Here is a 16,013-nt window from a genome sequence, read left to right as displayed (position 1 = left end):
GGGACACCGCGGGGCCGGCCACGACATGGGGCTGCCCGTGCCCTCGCCCCGACAGTTCCGGCGGTGCGACGGACCGGGAGGACGATTCCGCTCGATGGAACCCTGTGGTGCGGGTGGACGAGTGCGCGCAGACTTGAGAAGTGAACCCGGAGTCACCGTTGTGGCAATAGAGGGGTGAGGATGATCCAGGCCGCGGATATCCGTGAGTGGCGTACACAGAACGTCGTAGACCCGGACGGGCACGGGATCGGCTCGTTGGAGGCGGTCTATGTGGACACGCGTACCGATGAACCGGCGATGGCCACGGTCGAGATCGGTCTGCCCACCCGCCACCGCCTGGTCTTCGTGCCCCTGGACGGCGCGATCGTGGGACCGGGCTATGTGAAGGTCGCCCACGGAAAGGCGCTCGTGAAGAAGTGCCCGGCGATCGGCACGGACGACGTGTTGCCCGCCGAGGACGAGGCGGCGGTGTTCGCGCACTACGGCATGGCCTACCAACCCGGTGCCGGCGGCGAGCGACAGCTCGCCCGTCGCTAGCGCCCGGCATCAGCCGAGGAGGCGTCAGCATCATGGTCTTCTTCCTGCTCCTGGTCATCGCCGCGATCGTGCTCGGCTTCATCGGCGTGCTGGCCCATGGGCTGCTGTATCTGCTGTTCATCGCGATCGTGCTGTTCGCCGGCGCCTTGGTTCATCTCGCGGTGCGATGGCGCCACTCCGGGCGGGGCCGGGTGCGCTGACCACGCCCGGACCGACCTCTCCGAGGGCACCGGGCCGACAGGGGCACGGACCAGGTCCCCCGTGGGCTCCGCGGCGCGCCGACGCCGGCCGTGTTCGCAGGGCGGACACCGGGCAGGCCCCAGGCCGGTACTGATGGGTGTCGGTAATCAGTGCGCGGAGCTAGGCTGTTGACCGAAGCCCCGGACCCGGCTGCGACCGCGTGGTTCCGCTCCCGGGAGGTGGCCGATGCGTCGATGCGCGAGTCGGGCCGGCCTGCCGCTGACCCCAGCCGCCCGCGGCGACCGCCCGTCCGGTCCGTGCTCCGCTCCCGTTCACCTCGCCGGCCGACACGTACGGCTTCCCGCTCCCGCCCCACCCCAGGCCCCCGCTCGCACGGCACCATCGTCCGCTGGTGCGCCCGGCCGCCCGTTCAGCACCGCTTCACCACTCCAGGCGGCCACAGATGGAGGAACCAAGACATGTCCGACAGCGAGCAGGAACCAGCCAACTACCTGAGCGACAAAGAGCTGTTGGCGCTCGACGCGCACTGGCGCGCGGCCAATTACCTGACCGTCGGCCAGATCTACCTGATGGCCAACCCGCTGCTCGACGAGCCGCTCCGTCCGGAACACATCAAGCCAAGGCTGCTGGGCCACTGGGGTACATCGCCCGGTCTCAACCTCGTGCACACCCACCTCAACCGCGTGATCAAGAACCAGGACATGGCTGCCATCTGTGTCTGGGGACCCGGCCACGGAGGGCCGGCCGTCCTCGCCAACTCCTGGCTGGAGGGCAGCTATTCGCAGACGTACCCGGATGTCAGCCGTGACGCGGAAGGCATGGCGCTGCTGTTCCGCCAGTTCTCCTTCCCGGGCGGAGTGCCCAGCCATGTCGCGCCGCAGACCCCCGGATCGATTCACGAGGGCGGTGAGCTCGGCTACTCGCTCTCCCACGCCTACGGCGCCGCGCTCGACAATCCGGAACTGCTGGTCGCCTGCGTGATCGGTGACGGGGAGGCCGAGACCGGGCCGCTGGCAGCCTCCTGGCACTCCAACAAGTTCCTCGACCCGGTCCACGACGGCGCGGTCCTGCCGATCCTTCACCTCAACGGCTACAAGATCGCCAACCCATCGATACTCGCCCGACTCCCCGTCGGCGAACTCGACCACCTGCTGCGCGGATTGGGCCACGACCCGCTCCATGTCGAGGGCGACGACCCGCTCCACGTCCACGCTGCCATGGCGCAAGCCATGGACACCGCGGTCAGCCGCATCAACGCCATCCAGCACGAGGCCCGCCGCGAGGGCGTCACCGAACGCCAACGCTGGCCGGTGATCGTTCTGCGCACGCCCAAGGGCTGGACCGGTCCGGCCGAGGTCGACGGTCTTCTCGTGGAGGGCACCTGGCGCGCCCATCAAGTCCCCCTCGCCGCGGTCCGCGAAAACCCGCGCCACTTGGAACAGTTGGAACAATGGCTGCGCTCCTACCGGCCGCGTGAACTCTTCGACGACCAGGGCCGCCCGAGCGCGCAGGTACTGGAGTACATACCTGAGGGAACACATCGCCTCGGCGCGAGCGCGCACACCAACGGAGGCCTGCTGGTACGCGACCTTCCCATGCCGTCCCTCGAGGGGTACGCCGTGCCGGTCGACAAGCCGGGCGCGATGCAGCACGAACCCACCCGGGTCCTGGGAGGTCTGCTGGAGACGGTCATGGCGCGCACGGCAGGACGACGCGACTTCCGGCTGTTCGGCCCGGACGAGACGGCCTCCAACCGGCTCCAGGACGTGTACCGGGCCACGGGCAAGGCATGGCAGGAGAAGACGCTGGAGGTCGACGAGAACCTGGACCGGCACGGTCGCGTGATGGAGATCCTGTCCGAACACACCTGCCAGGGCTGGCTGGAGGGCTATCTCCTCACCGGTCGGCACGGGGTGTTCTCCTGCTACGAAGCCTTCGTCCACATCGTGGATTCAATGGTCAACCAGCACATCAAATGGCTGCGCACCACACGTCGGATTCCGTGGCGCCGCCCCATCGCCTCCCTCAACTACCTGCTCACCTCGCATGTGTGGCGGCAGGACAACAACGGTTTCTCGCACCAGGACCCGGGCTTCATCGACCACGTACTCAACAAGTCCCCCGAGATCGTGCGGGTCTACCTCCCCCCGGATGCCAACACCCTGCTCGTGGTGGCGGACCACGTGCTGCGCACCCGCGACTACGTCAACGTGGTCGTCGCGGGCAAGCAGCCCTGCTTCGACTGGCTGACCCTCGACGAGGCCCGAGGCCACTGCGCACGGGGCGCCGGGATCTGGGACTGGGCCGGCACCGAGACCGGCGACGAACCCGACGTCGTGCTCGCCTGTGCGGGCGACGTGCCGACCCTGGAGGTGCTGGCCGCCGCACGGCTGCTCCGCCGCCACCTACCGGATCTGGCCGTACGCGTCGTCAACGTGGTGGACCTGGCCCGGCTGCTCCCCGCCGAAGAGCATCCGCACGGCATGGCGGACGCGGAGTTCGACGCCCTGTTCACCGCCGACAGGCCGGTCGTCTTCGCCTACCACGGCTACCCGTGGCTGATCCACCGTCTGGCGTACCGCCGCACCGGGCACGCCCATTTCCACGTTCGCGGCTACAAGGAGGAGGGATCCACCACCACGCCCTTCGACATGGTCGTACGCAATGACCTCGACCGCTACCGCCTGGCCATGGACGTCATCGACCGCGTCCCGGGCCTGGCGGTGCGCGCCGGGAGCGTACGACAGGAACTCGCGGACACCCGGCTGCGGCATCATGCCTGGATCCGGGAACACGGCACCGATCTCCCCGAAGTCACCGACTGGACCTGGAATTGAGCGCCGACGACGACCCGGCGTCGACAGAGGGCGTGGGCTGGGTCTCGCAGGGCGTCATCGCCAGGACGCAGCGGCCGTCGTACTCGTGCGGGCCGAGCCGCAGCCCGGGACTTCGCTCGCCAGGGCCGTAGGAGTTCCGTGAGCGCTCGCGCCTTCTCCTTCATGCGCTCCGGTTCGCCCGACGACGCTATGCCGAGGTCGGCGTCCGACAGGCCGATGGGGCTTCTTCACCGGGGCGGGACCACCGGTGGGATTCCGCTCGCGGCGGGTGTGGAGCGGCCGGATTCGCATGGTTGCCTCGCGGCGAGTCCGGCCTACGATGCCCAGTGGACACAATGGCGAGCGGTACGCGCGTCCCGTGGCACGTGACTGTGCCGTCCGCCTCTTGGCCCCCAGCCCCCGGGTCTGCGTCACCGTTCACCCCTTCGGCCGGGGTGGCCGGAGTCGCCGCACCCGTGTGCGGCGACTCCGGCCCTTCGTCCCCTCACGGCAGTTCGAGCCGGGGCCATTCCCGCGGACCCCGGGTGCCGTCGAGGACGGGGGGAGCGAGGAGGGTGCGGAGGGGAGCCCACCTCCTCGCGCAGGAGGCCGTCGCCGCGCCGTCGGCGAAGGGGCGGCGGCCGTCCTGCAACACGTCGATACCGCGTAGGGCCCAACTGCCCACCGGGACCCGGGTGCACCTCCCGTCCGGGCCTTTCGCCATGGGCATGGACTCGCTGTCACGACCGCGGGCTGCCGGATGAGACCCAGCAGATTGCACGCCTGCTCTCCCGGAAGGCAATGCCGACCAGTCCGGGACGGTGCCGCCCGCGGCACCTCCTGTCCGGCCCTTGTCCGACAGCAGAGTCCGGTTCACCGTGCGGCGCGTCCATGAGTGCTCTTCGAACCTACTCCCGGGCATCCCGCATTACCCCTGCCCGGCTCGACTTTGGCCGGAGGCAACCCCTCCGGGCGCGAGCGCCTGGGGACCGGCTGGCGCACCCACCCCCGCAGCCACCCCGGAACGGTCGCTGCTGCCGCCGCGCCACCCGGGGGCGCCGCCCGCACCAGGACGTTCCCGCCGGCTCCCGGTCCAGGAACTGAGCGCCGCCCTGCCCGTACCGCTTCGTTCGACGCGTCGAAACTTCCGGCCACGGCCTGTGCCCAACGTGCACGTGTCAAGGGGCAGGGGTCGTTGCCACTCGTATGGATGGACGATCAGACGCGTTGACGTTTCTGCAACTCCCGTACTTCTTATGCTGGTTGAGCGTTGCCCCAGCCCCCGGTGACGGTCCGACGACCACGAACCCCCGGCAGCGGGGCCCCCACGTCAGGAACCGCCCATGGGCATCCGGGATGCGAACGCAGCGTCAGGGCAGCGCCATTCGATGGCGATGCCGGAAATATCGCCGGTTCCGTACCGGCACGCGCGCAGTTACCTCCTTCACGGTGTCACCGTGGTCGAGATCCGCGGCACCATCGACCTGAGCACCGTCCCTGAGATCCAGGTGCACACCGACGCCGCCACCGCCCCGCACCGGGCTGAGGTGATCGTGGATCTGCGGCCCGTGCAGTTCCTCGACTGTTCCGCCCTCGGTCTGCTCTGCCGGGCAAGGCGCAGGGCCGTGGAACGTGATGGTCGCCTGGCTCTGGTCTGTGTCCGGCCGTGGCACCTGCGGATCCTCGAAGCCACCGGGCTCAAGGAGCTCTTCCGTCCCCTCGCCACGGTTGAGGAGGCCCTCAAGCGCAAGCACTGAACCACCAGGGCTCTCACGAAGCAGAAGGCCATGGGCGCGACGGCGCGGTCCGTGACCGCCCGACGTCCGGAGTCATGCCCCGCAGGCCGGGCGACCAGCGGAACGGAGCGACGACATGACCGGCGGCGGGCGGCCCATTGTCTGCGCGCGCCGCCGTGAGGCCCGTCCGGGGTGCTGCGGGGACGGTGCGGTCACCGGGGAGTCCCCGTTTCCGCGCCCTCCGACTCCATGCCGGGCTCCGCGGTTCGGCGGTGCGGCGCCGTGTCGAACGCCTTCATCGCGAGGACCAGGAGGGTCAGCATGACCAAGGCCATGGGCGTGATCGGCATGATGAGAAGTCCCCCCGGTTCCCGAAGCGCGTGCTGGGACAATCCCTGCAAACCCCAGAATCCTAGGGGCGCTTCATGGTGGAGACCACGTATTTTCGGAGGGTGGTCCGAGGTTCGGTGGTTGCCGCGTGCCGACGGCCCGCGGTCCGGGCCTCGGCCTCCGGGCGCTGAACGACTGTCGGGTGATCCCTACGCTGACGTCTATACCTGCAACACCAGTCCCAGGAAGCCTACTTGGGCCGAAGAACTGCGATCGGCCAGCCCGCTACTGCTCTCCTCGCCTCGGAGCTTTCCTCCGGCGCGGAAGGAGTCGCGCGCACGGACGGATCTCAGCGGGCGACGGCGACTCGCCGGTCAACCTCTCGTCGCCGTCCGTAGCCCGCCCGTCCGCTCACGGCACCCCGCCCCCGCGGAACGCTGCTGACCCGGCCTCGGGGCTCAGGGATGTGCTAAACAGGCAGTAACCAAAGGACTATTTTGCAGCAGCTCAAGCTCGGCATCATGTCGCAGACGCGCAAAGAGAACGAGCACCGTCTGCCGATCCATCCAGCGCACTTCGACCGCATCGACGTCGACCTTCAGCGCAGCATCTACCTGGAGGCCGGTTACGGGGAACACTTCGGTGTTCCGGACCGCGAGCTCGCACCGTTGGTCGCCGGTTTCCGCTCGCGTGAGCAGCTGATCGCGGAGTGCGACGTCATCCTTCTGACCAAGCCGCTGCACGAGGACCTGGCGGAGCTGCGGGAGGGACAGGTGCTGTGGGGTTGGCCGCACTGTGTGCAGGACGAAAAGGTCACCCAGGCCGCCATCGACCGCAGACTCACGGTGATCGCGTTCGAGGCGATGAACCACTGGACGCGGGAGGGTGGCTTCAGCCTCCACGTCTTCCACAAGAACAACGAGCTGGCCGGCTATTCGTCGGTGCTGCACGCCATGCAACTGACCGGGACGACCGGAGACTACGGACGCCGGCGACGTGCGGTGGTGATCGGCTTCGGCGCCGCCGCTCGCGGTGCGGTGACCGCGCTGAGCGCTTTGGGCGTTCACGACGTGGACGTCCTGACCGCGCGCGGCACCGCCGCCGTCAGCTCGCCGATCCACTCGGCACGGATCGTGCACTTCGACCACGACGTGGCTGACGGTACCTCCGACCCGCGGCGCAGCAGCGCGCTCACCGAGAACGGCCCCGAGCCCCTGGCGGACTTCCTCGCGGGGCACGACATCATCGTCAACTGCGTGCTCCAGGACACCGCGGCGCCGCTGATGTTCCTCATAGCGCAGGACTTGGCGAAGCTCGCGCCCGGCACCCTCGTCATCGACGTCTCGTGCGACGAGGGCATGGGTTTCGCCTGGGCTCGGCCCACCACCTTCAACGAGCCGATGTTCACCATCGGCGACCACGTGCACTACTACGCCGTGGATCACAGCCCCTCCTACCTGTGGGACGCGGCCACCTGGGAGAACAGCGAGGCGCTGATCCCGTTTCTGCGGCCGGTCCTCGAGGGGCCGGCCGGCTGGGACGGTGACCGCACGATTCGCCGGGCGATCGAGATCCGCGGCGGCACCGTTCAGAACCCCGCCGTTCTGGCCTTCCAGCACCGCGCCGAGGAGTACCCGCACGCGCTGCTCTGAGCCGCCACCCGAGGAGACCCGGGCTTGAACTCCCGGCCCCGTACGTCGTCGTGCGTGGCCATCCGTCGGAGTCCGTACGCCGTCTGCGGTCGTCGGCTAACCGCCGCGGAAGACGGTTGCGGCCACGGAGGGACGATCGACACAGCCGGAGACCGGGAACAGCGGACAGTCGGCACGGCACTCGTGCCGTTCGTCGATGATCCGCGCGCCCCGGTGTCTCCGGATGGACCGTGTGCAACTGCTGGACGAGACACGGCTGTTCGGCGGCACGGAGGCGCTTCTTACATCTGGAGCAGTCGTTCCGTGATCTCGCGGTACTCCCGTAGCGCGACGCGCAAATCCTCCGTCTCGGCCTGGGTGTCCTGGCTCTGCCAGTTCGCGCGGAGGGCACGTTGGCGCTCTCCGAGCGCGCCGTTCAGGCGGCCGACGACGTCGTCGAAGGTGGCGTCGGCCTCCTCCACGGCGTGGCGCGGGCTGTCGATGAAGTTGTTCACAGCCTGTTGGAGACGGACGGACAGCTTGTCCCGCGCGCCGGCCGGGAGGAGCCGCGGTTCGAAGCCCGCGGTGCGGGGCAGGCCGTCGGAGTCGGTGAAGGGTGTGCGCGGGTCCGTGGTGGAAGCGGGGTTCCGAGGGCGCGGGGTGTGGTGATCCAGGGGGTCCGGGAGGGAGGCCGCGGGCTGCCGTGTGCGTTCGGTGTCGTGGGTCATGAGGTGGTGCTTCCCTTCCGATGATGGCGTCCGGGGCCCCGGTGCTGCGGGTCGCGGTGGCCGTGGTGATCGAGGTGGGGCCGGCCTGAGGGAGCGGGGCGCTCGGCGGTCATCGCGATGAACAGGCCGCGGGCCCGGATCATGGCCTCGCGCATCTCTTGGGTGGTGCCGTGGTTTTGAGCCGTGGTGTGCAGGTCCCGGTAGCCACGGACGTGATCACTGTGGTGGACGGAGAGGGCGGCCACCTGGTCGTCGTAGTCCTTGCCCGGTGGGAAGCCCCGGTCTTCGACCAGCCGTGACAACAGCGTGTCGGCGTCGGAGACGGCCTTGGACGGCGAGTCGATGAACTCCGCCTGGATACTGACCCATTGGGCGGCGTACCCCTCGCGGGCCTCAGCCGACAGCGGCCGTTCCTTGAGAGCTCCGTGCCGCTTCACACGCTCGCCGAGTTCTGCTTCGGCCGCGTCGGCATCGCCCTTGTGCCGCAGGACGACATGCTCGTATTCGGGGCCGAAGCGCTTCTTCAGCCCCCGCCCGCGGCGCTGCCCGAAGCCGATGACGAGGACGGCTGCCATGGTCACGATGACCAGAGCGACCACCACCAGCACGAACATCAACATGAGGTGCCTTTCCGACGCGTGGATGGGAACGTGCCATGGCCCGTCTCCGGTCACGCCTGCCTCCTGTCGGCCGGACCCGGCGTGCGGTCCTCGTCACGGAGGGGAGGCAGGGACCGGCTCACCTCATCTGGGGTGGGCGCGGGGGCCGACGGCCCACAGAACCAGCAGCACTGCCGCGGCGTACCACAAGAGATGCAGGGCGAAGCCGACCCCGAACAGTGCCAGGACCAGCACGATCAGAACGATCAAGAGAGGCACGGCCGGACCTCCGGTTCGCGGGAGTGCGTTCTGCGTTCCGCGGGGTCCTGGCGAAGCGAGGTGGCGCAGGGCGCGCCCCGGAAGTCCCGGAGCGCCGTGGCCCTCGCCACCCGTCAGTCAACGGCCGTCCGCGACCGTTGTCAACGGTCCCCGGCAGCACCAGCACGGCCGGCCTCACGTCTGCAAATCATGTGCGCATCCTGGACGTTGACAGGAGACCCGCACGGGAGTTGACTGCCGGACACGGTGCAGGGCAGGCCGGCCCACCATTCAGGGCAAGGCTTTGACTCTCCCGCTTCGCCCGGACCCCGCGGAATCCAGGAACGTCCTTTCCGACACGGAGGCCCGACCGTGACGCGGTGGATCCGTTACTCGCGTGCTCATCCCGATTCCCCTCCGGCACCAGCTTTCCTGACAGATCCGGTGACCGGACCCTGCCCTCCACCTCGTACCTCGCAGGAGACGAGCCCCGGGCAGGCCCCGCGTCGAGCGGCGCGATAAGTGTCCCCAAGTCTGCCTCCCGGCACAGAATATGACGGGGCGTCAAGTACCTGAACCACGGTCGAGCGCGCGGATGCGCGCCTGGAAGCTCACCCAATGCGCACCGGCGCCGGTCCCATGACGCTTCCCGCCCGCGGGAACGCCACGGGCACCACAGCCTGGCGAGGCGCGGAAACCGGACTCAGAATCCCATGCGAGGGAGACCAGCATGAACATCAGGACGAAAGCCCGACTGCCGGCAGGGGCGGAAGCGCACGACACGGCACTACCGGCGGCAGGGATGCGGTTGGCCTCCGCGGTGCTGTACGTGTCGGACCTCGGTGAGTCGATCAGGTTCTACCGAGAACTCCTGAACCTTCAGGCTTGTGTGGGCACACGCGAGGCGGCCCTCCTGGTCAGCGACGGAGGCTCCGAGCTCTACCTGCGGGCCCTCGGCGAGCGAGCCCCGCGCGCGCCCGGCGGCATCGGTGTCCAGTGCCTGATCTGGACCGCGCCGAGCATCTCCGCGCTGCACCGCTGCGAACAGGTACTCAAGGAGCACGACGCCTACATCGGTACGCAGATCGGCGACGGCTTCACCTGGGCCGAAGGCCGTGACCCCAGCGACGTCCCCGTGGTGATCACACACCCTGAGCCAAACCAAACCACCCGTACCCACATCATCTCCCGGATCTACGCCTGGTGATCCGGGCAAAGAGGCGTGTACGGCTCGGTGGACGGCGCGGGCCAGGCGGGCACCCACCGCAAGCCGTGGCCGGCCGCCCACAGCGGCGCCTCCGGTTGCTCACCTTCCTCCATCCGGCTCAGGCACCGCACGGACAGCAGAGCGGAGGCGGAACGGGGTGGCGGGATGATGGCGGGCACCGGGCAGAACTCCTTGGCAACGCGGAAGAGCGGTTGATCGTACGAGCAGCCGGATCGGGCCGCGCGAACGTCTGGAGAGGCCCGGGTGCGAGCTGTCGCTTTGAACGGCCGTGCCGGGGCAGGTGGGGTGTGAGCGCTCTTTAATAGGTGGGGGTTGTCGGTGGAGGCTTCACACGGAGGAAGCTGCGCGTGTTCTCGGTGCAGGTCAGCAGGGTCGAACAGAGCGTGGTGTTCGCACTGCGCGGTGAGCTGGACTTCGACAGCATGGTGCAGTTGCACGAGGCCGGGGAGAGCGAGTTGCTGAAAGGACGGGGTGCGGGCCCCGTGGTGGTCGACTGTTCCGGCTTGTTGCTCTGTGATTCCTCCGGCGTGAGCGCGCTGCTGTGGCTTCACCGGCGGTTGTCCGCCCAGGGCCGGGCATTGCGCTTGGCCGCGATGCCGACGCAGGTGTCCCGTTTGTTCGCGTTGACGGGTCTGGACGAGGTGCTCTCGGTGTACCCCCACGTCGCCGGCGCGCTCGGTAGGAACGGCCGTGTCGTAGCCGCCGGTGGCAGTGATGGTCCGGCCCAGACGAATGAGGGACTCAGCGCATGACGCGTGGAAACATGACGCGTGGAAAGCAGCAGGCCGCCCTGCCCGTCCTGGCGGCCGGCGACTCCGGCACCGCGGGCCGGGTGGGCGCTGATCCGCGTGAGGACGATCTGCGGGCGCTGTTCGGACAGTCGTCGGCCGTGTTCGCTTCCCTGGCCGGACCGGCCCACATGGTGGAGACGGCCAATGACGCCCTCTTCGCTGCCCTGGGCGGCAGAGAACGCGGCCGAGCCGGCGCGCCTCTGGGGCAACTCGTGCCGGAGCTGACGGGGCAACCGTTCATCGCTCTGCTGGACCGGGTCTACCGCAGCGGAAAGCCGCACACGGAGCGCGATGCCCGAGTGCTGCTCGGGCAGGGGGACAAGGCAAGGGAAGCGTTCTTCGACTTCACCTACGAGCCCCGCCTGGACGCCGGCGGCAACGTCATGGGCGTGCGGGTGATCGGGGTGGAGACCACCCAGGTCAAGCAAGCCCAGCGGCTGACCGCGGAGCACCGCGCCCTGCTGGAACAGATCGCGCGCCAGGCGCCGCTCCCCGAGGTACTGGAAGGCATGGCCCGCGTCATCGAGGACCTGGCACCGGAAGAGGTGCTGGTCTCGGTTCTGCTGGCCGACGCGGACGGGCGGCATCTGCGCCACGGCACGGCGCCGAGCCTTCCGGACTTCTACAACCAAGCCATCGACGGCATCGCCACCGGGGAAGGCGTGGGCTCGTGCGGCACGGCCGCGCACCGGCGCCGGCGGGTGATCGTCAGCGATATCGCGAAGGACCCCTTCTGGGACGATTTCCGCGACCTCGCCGACCGGGCGGGTTTGGCCGCCTGCTGGTCGACGCCGATCCTGGCGCGCGACGGCTCCCTCCTCGGCACCTTCGCGATGTACCACCGCGTTCCGCGCGTGCCGGAGGATACCGACCTCGCGCTGGCCGGCGTCTTCGCCGACACGGCCGCCCTGGCCATCGAGCGTCATCAGGCCGAACAGGCACGCAAGAGGGCCGAGGCCCGAGAGGAAGCCGCCCGGGACGACCTCGCTTTCCTGTTGGAGACCAGCACAGCCCTGACCTCCGACCTGGACGCCGGCCAGACACTTCAGCGTCTGGCCGCCTCCTGTGTGCCGAAGCTGGCTCCCCTGTGCGCCGTCGACATCATCGAGGGCGGACGGGTGCGCCGGGTCGCGACCGCCGCTCCCACTCAGGCCCAGCAGGAGCTGCTTGCCTCCCACATCCCGGTCTATGACGCCGCCGACGACGCCGTCGCCCGTGTTCTGGCCTCCGGCACCAGGGAGGTCGCACGACGCACCCCGACCGGCCCCGGCCCCTGGCACGACCTCGACGTCACGGGCTATCTGTGCGTCCCCCTGACGGACCGGGGCCGCGCCTTCGGCACCGTCACTCTGCTGTCCACCGGCGCGCACACCTTCGACGGCCACACCGTCGCCCTGGCCGAGGAACTCGCCCGCCGCGCGGCTTCCGCCGCCCACAACGCCCGTCAATACTCCCATCGTGCCACCCTCGCCCGCGATCTCCAGGCGGGCCTGCTCCTGCCCGACCTGCCCGCGGTTCCGGGAGCCGACGTCGCCACCTACTACCACCCCGCCGGTGAAGGACTGGACATCGGCGGCGACTTCTACGACGTCTTCCCCCTGGACGACGGCCGCTGGGCCTTCATGCTCGGTGACGTCTGCGGACGTGGCGCCATCGCCGCCACCACCACGGCCCTGGTCCGCCACACCGCCCGCGCCGTCGCCCCGTTCCTGCCCGGCCCACAGGACGTCGTGAAGGCCATCAACCGAGCCCTGTCCAACAGACCCGACAGCCACGGCACCGGATTCGTCACCCTCGTCTACGGTCAACTCACCCCCGGCCCCGAGGGCTTGGACATCGCGCTCGTCCGCGCCGGCCACACCCTCCCCCTGCACCTCGACACCGCCCACGACGCCCACCCTGTCGAAGCCCGCGGAGGCCTGCTGGGCATCAGTCCCGATCCCGATGTCACCCTCCGCCACTTGCGGCTGCTGCCGCACGAGAGTCTTCTGCTCTACACCGACGGCATCACCGAAGCGCGTGATGCCAAGGGGGAACAGTTCGGCGAGGCGCGTCTCGCCGACGCCTTGACCAGTGCTCCGCACCAGCCGGGTGCCCAGCACGTCATCGACGCCTTGACCCGGGCCGTGCGGACCTTCACCGGCGACCACGACATCGACGACGACCAAGCCGTCCTGGTCCTGACCGCCACCGAACCCCGGCACGCCTCCCGCCGTGGACGGGCGACCTGAGTTCCCCGCTCGCGTACTGGGCGAACGCCGCCAGTCGTCTCCAGTCCTGGCGCCAAGTGGAAGCTCGGCTGAGAATTCCGACCGAGAGCGTGTCGACTCCTGCCCCCCGTGAGAGGCGCTTGCGGGACGACGGCACGTGGCCCGAACCGCTGAGGCGCCCCTTGCCGTGTCCGCGTCGGGGGGTGGGTAACGTGGTGCCGGTTGCGCTGGATGGCCAGTGGCGACGCGAGACGTGGTCCCGGATCTCCTGGGCCCGATGGTGAATGGGAGTGTGGGCCATGAGCAGCGACCTGGAACGGCCTGTGGTGGAGGTTCCCCGTGGCGGGGCGCCGCAGTTCCTGGAGATCAGGGACCTGTGGGTGGGCGAAGGAGACGAGGCGGTCAAGGGGAGCCGAGTCTCCGTCCACTATGTCGGGGTGGCGCGCTCCACCGGGCAGGAATTCGACGCCAGCTGGAACCGGGGCGAGGCATTCGAGTTCGACTTGCTGGCTGGTCAGGTCATCAAGGGCTGGGACATGGGCGTGAAGGGCATGAAGGTCGGGGGACGCCGTCAACTGACCATTCCCGCGCACCTGGGGTACGGCGACCGCGGGGCGGGACCGGCGATCCGCCCGGGCGAAACCCTGATCTTCGTCGTGGACCTGCTCGCGGTGAAGTAGTCGTCAGCCGACGGAACTTCAGACCGGGGCCTGGCCGGAAAACCTGCACGCGGACGCCCAGCCTCGTCATCGGCGATACGTCTGAAGCCGCGCTGGCGGGCACGCTGAGCTGCGGGGATGTCGGGAGGGCGGGCTGTTCGTAGTCTTCCGGGGCGGGACGCGTCGCGGTGTGGCTGAGCCAGACGGCGATGCGCTCGGCCAGTTCCGGGCGGGTGGCCGACTCCGCATGACCCATGGCCGGTTCGGTCCACAGGGCAGTGCGGCCCCCGGCCGCCGTCCTGAGGCGGACCGCCGTGGAGAGGGGGTAGTAGGGGTCCTTCCCGCCATGGACCAGAAGCAGGGGAGTGGGGGACACCTTCGCCACCACCTCCAGGGGGGACTCCGTGGCGGGATCCCAGGGATGTGCCGCCGTAGCCGTCGGCCGGCTTGAGGACGAGTTCCGCTCGACGGGCCCGCGCGGGCGACTGCTGCTCGGTGGCGTCGCCCGTCCAGGGGATGTGGCGCTCGATGAACTCGCGGTCGGCGAAGGGCAGTTGTTCCCTGTCCTGCCACAACCAGGCCAGCGTCAGCTTGTGCGTGAGCAGCATGGCCGCTTCCGAGGTGAACATGCGGACCGTGCCCGCCCGAAGGCTCTGTGCCAGGGCGTCGAGACCGGGGCTCGGCGGCTGGCTGTGGCTGACGAAGATCCGCAGTACGGCGTCCACCGGCCGTCCATCGACGAGCAGCCGTTGCTGCGCGTCGTTCGCCAGTAGGTGCAGGGGATGGGTGACCGTGTCAAGGCCGTGCCGCCCGGCGCTCTCGCACACGGGCCGCATCCAGGCGGTGAACGCGGCGAGGTCTTCCAGGCCCGGGACGGTCCCGGCGGAGAAGGCCGGCAGGACGACCCGCGCGCCGTCATCGAGGCCGAGGCTGTCGCGCAGGGCGGCGGACCTGGTCTCGACGGCCGAGGGCGGCAGCAGGTGTCCGCCGCCGTAGTGGGCGATGAACCGTTCGCCGAGGACCGCGGCGTGCGAGGCCCCGCCGAGCGCGCTGTCGATGTTCAGCTCGACGAACCTGGGGACGCCGCGCTCAATGAGGATGTCGGGCCTGATCGCCGCAAGGAGGTGTTCCCCCAGGACTTCGTCGTCGGCGAGCAGCGGCCAGCGGCCGTCGGGCACGCCCAGAGCGCGGCGCAGCCCGCCGGCGGTGGTGGCCCGGCGACGGCAGGCGTCGAGGACGAGGCGGCTCGCCCGCAGGGTGAGGTCGCCGAGTTCGCGGAAGCGGTCGGCGGACAGGAACAGGGGCCGCAGCGGCCGCCAGTCGCCGTCGGCTCCGGCCATGCCGTCGTAAAGGCGTTCCGGACCGGCAGGGTGCTGCGGAACATGTCCGGCGGCCCGGCCATGGGTGGCCTCGGGGGCCGTCCCGGTGCGGGGAGCGGTCATGCGGGGACGCCCATGGAGAGGTGCGCCCAGGTCTGGGTGAACCAGAGCCGCCCGTCCGCCAGTTGGGGCCGCAGTCCGGTGGCGGGTCCGCCGTCGAGCTCCTCGCGGAGCTCCCGCTCGATGGCGTCGCACTCCTTCGCCGGAGTCAGGGCCTGCTCCAGCCACGGTCGCAGGGGGCGTCGCACATCGAACACGTCGCTCCAGCCGGTCGCGGCATCGACGCCGGCCGCGGTCAGCAGGCCGGTGATGTGCTCGATGGTGAGCAGGGTGCCGTGCGAGGGGTCGCGCAACCGTTCAAGCCGGTCGGGGTCTCCGGGCAGGTCCGGCCGGGCGACCATGTCGGCCACGACCACGCGGCCTCCGGGTCGGCAGACCCGCACGAGCTCGGCGGCGACGAGCTCGGGGGAGGCGACGTGGTGCAGCGAGAACCGCGAGATGACGATGTCGAAGGACGCGTCGAGGAACGGGAGTCCTGCCGCATCTCCTTGCTGGAACACCAGGTTGGACACGCCTTCACGGTCGGCCTGGGCCTTCCCCTCGGCGAGCATTTCCGGAGTGGTGTCCAGCGCCGTGACATGACCGACCCGGGGTGCCAGAGCGCGGGCGACGATGCCGGTGCCGCAGGCGGAGTCCAGGCATACCGCCTCCGGGCCGGCGCCGATGAAGTCGACGAGGCGCTGAAGGTGCATGGTGAACGCGCCGTTGACGCGGGCGTCCTCGAAGGTGCCCGCCTGGCGCGCGAACTCCCGCCGCACCAGCTCCGTCTGCTCCGAGCGGGTCAGATGCCCGGGTGTGCCGGCATCGCGCGCTTCCATGAGTCGCCTCCCCGAGAGAACATTGACATTTT

The 16,013-nt window shown here is 69.7% G+C and carries 15 protein-coding genes; 9 read left to right on the top strand and 6 right to left on the bottom strand.

What is annotated here, in order from left to right; all coding sequences use genetic code 11:
• Positions 1-180: 180 nt before the first annotated feature.
• The 4 genes from DWB77_RS06125 to DWB77_RS06115 all read left to right on the top strand — a co-directional run bounded on the left by DWB77_RS06125 (position 181) and on the right by DWB77_RS06115 (position 5,311).
• Positions 181-537 (top strand): PRC-barrel domain-containing protein, encoded by a 357-nt coding sequence (locus DWB77_RS06125; protein WP_120720269.1) that lies wholly within the window; start codon positions 181-183, stop codon positions 535-537.
• Positions 538-569: 32 nt separating this feature from the next.
• A complete protein-coding gene (locus DWB77_RS37630) occupies positions 570-737 on the top strand; it encodes a hypothetical protein (RefSeq protein ID WP_162952456.1) in 168 nt (55 codons plus the stop codon).
• 459 nt (positions 738-1,196) lie between these two features.
• Positions 1,197-3,575 carry a phosphoketolase family protein gene (locus DWB77_RS06120; protein ID WP_120720268.1) on the top strand — a complete coding sequence of 793 codons (2,379 nt, stop codon included), beginning with the start codon at positions 1,197-1,199 and terminating at the stop codon, positions 3,573-3,575.
• Between the two features lie 1,436 nt (positions 3,576-5,011).
• Positions 5,012-5,311, top strand: a complete 300-nt coding sequence (locus DWB77_RS06115) for an STAS domain-containing protein (RefSeq protein ID WP_246033429.1) — start codon at positions 5,012-5,014, stop codon at positions 5,309-5,311.
• 191 nt (positions 5,312-5,502) lie between these two features.
• Here DWB77_RS06115 and DWB77_RS06110 read toward each other — a convergent pair whose 3' ends face one another.
• Entirely contained in the window at positions 5,503-5,640 is a 138-nt protein-coding gene (locus DWB77_RS06110) for a hypothetical protein (RefSeq protein ID WP_162952455.1), read from the bottom strand.
• 477 nt (positions 5,641-6,117) lie between these two features.
• Between DWB77_RS06110 and DWB77_RS06105 the strand changes: the two genes are divergently transcribed.
• Entirely contained in the window at positions 6,118-7,272 is a 1,155-nt protein-coding gene (locus tag DWB77_RS06105; RefSeq protein WP_120720266.1) for a N(5)-(carboxyethyl)ornithine synthase, read from the top strand.
• A 281-nt stretch (positions 7,273-7,553) separates the two neighbouring features.
• Here DWB77_RS06105 and DWB77_RS06100 read toward each other — a convergent pair whose 3' ends face one another.
• The 3 genes from DWB77_RS06100 to DWB77_RS06090 all read right to left on the bottom strand — a co-directional run bounded on the left by DWB77_RS06100 (position 7,554) and on the right by DWB77_RS06090 (position 8,857).
• Entirely contained in the window at positions 7,554-7,979 is a 426-nt protein-coding gene (locus DWB77_RS06100) for a hypothetical protein (RefSeq protein ID WP_246033428.1), read from the bottom strand.
• Complete coding sequence (locus DWB77_RS06095) at positions 7,976-8,599, bottom strand: hypothetical protein (protein WP_120720265.1); 624 nt, start codon at positions 8,597-8,599, stop codon at positions 7,976-7,978. The genes DWB77_RS06100 and DWB77_RS06095 overlap by 4 nt, the downstream gene beginning before the upstream one ends.
• A 123-nt stretch (positions 8,600-8,722) precedes the next feature.
• Positions 8,723-8,857, bottom strand: a complete 135-nt coding sequence (locus DWB77_RS06090; RefSeq protein WP_120720264.1) for a hydrophobic protein — start codon at positions 8,855-8,857, stop codon at positions 8,723-8,725.
• A 709-nt stretch (positions 8,858-9,566) separates the two neighbouring features.
• Here DWB77_RS06090 and DWB77_RS06085 point away from each other — a divergent pair.
• From DWB77_RS06085 to DWB77_RS06065, 4 genes are all read left to right on the top strand, one after another.
• Positions 9,567-10,043, top strand: a complete 477-nt coding sequence (locus DWB77_RS06085; RefSeq protein WP_162952454.1) for a VOC family protein — start codon at positions 9,567-9,569, stop codon at positions 10,041-10,043.
• A 368-nt stretch (positions 10,044-10,411) separates the two neighbouring features.
• Complete coding sequence (locus DWB77_RS06075) at positions 10,412-10,816, top strand: STAS domain-containing protein (RefSeq protein WP_162952453.1); 405 nt, start codon at positions 10,412-10,414, stop codon at positions 10,814-10,816.
• Positions 10,813-13,086 carry a SpoIIE family protein phosphatase gene (locus DWB77_RS06070; RefSeq protein ID WP_246033427.1) on the top strand — a complete coding sequence of 758 codons (2,274 nt, stop codon included), beginning with the start codon at positions 10,813-10,815 and terminating at the stop codon, positions 13,084-13,086. The genes DWB77_RS06075 and DWB77_RS06070 overlap by 4 nt, the downstream gene beginning before the upstream one ends.
• Before the next feature lie 278 nt (positions 13,087-13,364).
• Positions 13,365-13,745, top strand: a complete 381-nt coding sequence (locus DWB77_RS06065; RefSeq protein WP_120720259.1) for an FKBP-type peptidyl-prolyl cis-trans isomerase — start codon at positions 13,365-13,367, stop codon at positions 13,743-13,745.
• Here DWB77_RS06065 and DWB77_RS06060 read toward each other — a convergent pair.
• Positions 13,637-15,166: a hypothetical protein gene (locus DWB77_RS06060; RefSeq protein WP_162952452.1), complete on the bottom strand. Its 1,530-nt coding sequence runs from the start codon at positions 15,164-15,166 to the stop codon at positions 13,637-13,639. The genes DWB77_RS06065 and DWB77_RS06060 overlap by 109 nt on opposite strands.
• Positions 15,163-15,981 carry a class I SAM-dependent methyltransferase gene (locus tag DWB77_RS06055; RefSeq protein WP_120720257.1) on the bottom strand — a complete coding sequence of 273 codons (819 nt, stop codon included), beginning with the start codon at positions 15,979-15,981 and terminating at the stop codon, positions 15,163-15,165. The genes DWB77_RS06060 and DWB77_RS06055 overlap by 4 nt, the downstream gene beginning before the upstream one ends.
• Between the last annotated feature and the right edge of the window lie 32 nt (positions 15,982-16,013).

Source organism: Streptomyces hundungensis, from assembly GCF_003627815.1.
Lineage (GTDB): Bacteria > Actinomycetota > Actinomycetes > Streptomycetales > Streptomycetaceae > Streptomyces > Streptomyces hundungensis_A.
This window is presented reverse-complemented; position numbering and strand designations above follow the sequence as displayed.

Coding starts and splice junctions, on each gene's coding strand:
- DWB77_RS06125 (WP_120720269.1), top strand. CDS start 181: ATGATCCAGGCCGCGGATATCCGTGAGTGGCGTACACAGAACGTCGTA.
- DWB77_RS37630 (WP_162952456.1), top strand. CDS start 570: ATGGTCTTCTTCCTGCTCCTGGTCATCGCCGCGATCGTGCTCGGCTTC.
- DWB77_RS06120 (WP_120720268.1), top strand. CDS start 1,197: ATGTCCGACAGCGAGCAGGAACCAGCCAACTACCTGAGCGACAAAGAG.
- DWB77_RS06110 (WP_162952455.1), bottom strand. CDS start 5,640: ATGCCGATCACGCCCATGGCCTTGGTCATGCTGACCCTCCTGGTCCTC.
- DWB77_RS06100 (WP_246033428.1), bottom strand. CDS start 7,979: ATGACCCACGACACCGAACGCACACGGCAGCCCGCGGCCTCCCTCCCG.
- DWB77_RS06095 (WP_120720265.1), bottom strand. CDS start 8,599: ATGTTGATGTTCGTGCTGGTGGTGGTCGCTCTGGTCATCGTGACCATG.
- DWB77_RS06085 (WP_162952454.1), top strand. CDS start 9,567: ATGAACATCAGGACGAAAGCCCGACTGCCGGCAGGGGCGGAAGCGCAC.
- DWB77_RS06070 (WP_246033427.1), top strand. CDS start 10,813: ATGACGCGTGGAAACATGACGCGTGGAAAGCAGCAGGCCGCCCTGCCC.
- DWB77_RS06065 (WP_120720259.1), top strand. CDS start 13,365: ATGAGCAGCGACCTGGAACGGCCTGTGGTGGAGGTTCCCCGTGGCGGG.
- DWB77_RS06060 (WP_162952452.1), bottom strand. CDS start 15,166: ATGACCGCTCCCCGCACCGGGACGGCCCCCGAGGCCACCCATGGCCGG.
- DWB77_RS06055 (WP_120720257.1), bottom strand. CDS start 15,981: ATGGAAGCGCGCGATGCCGGCACACCCGGGCATCTGACCCGCTCGGAG.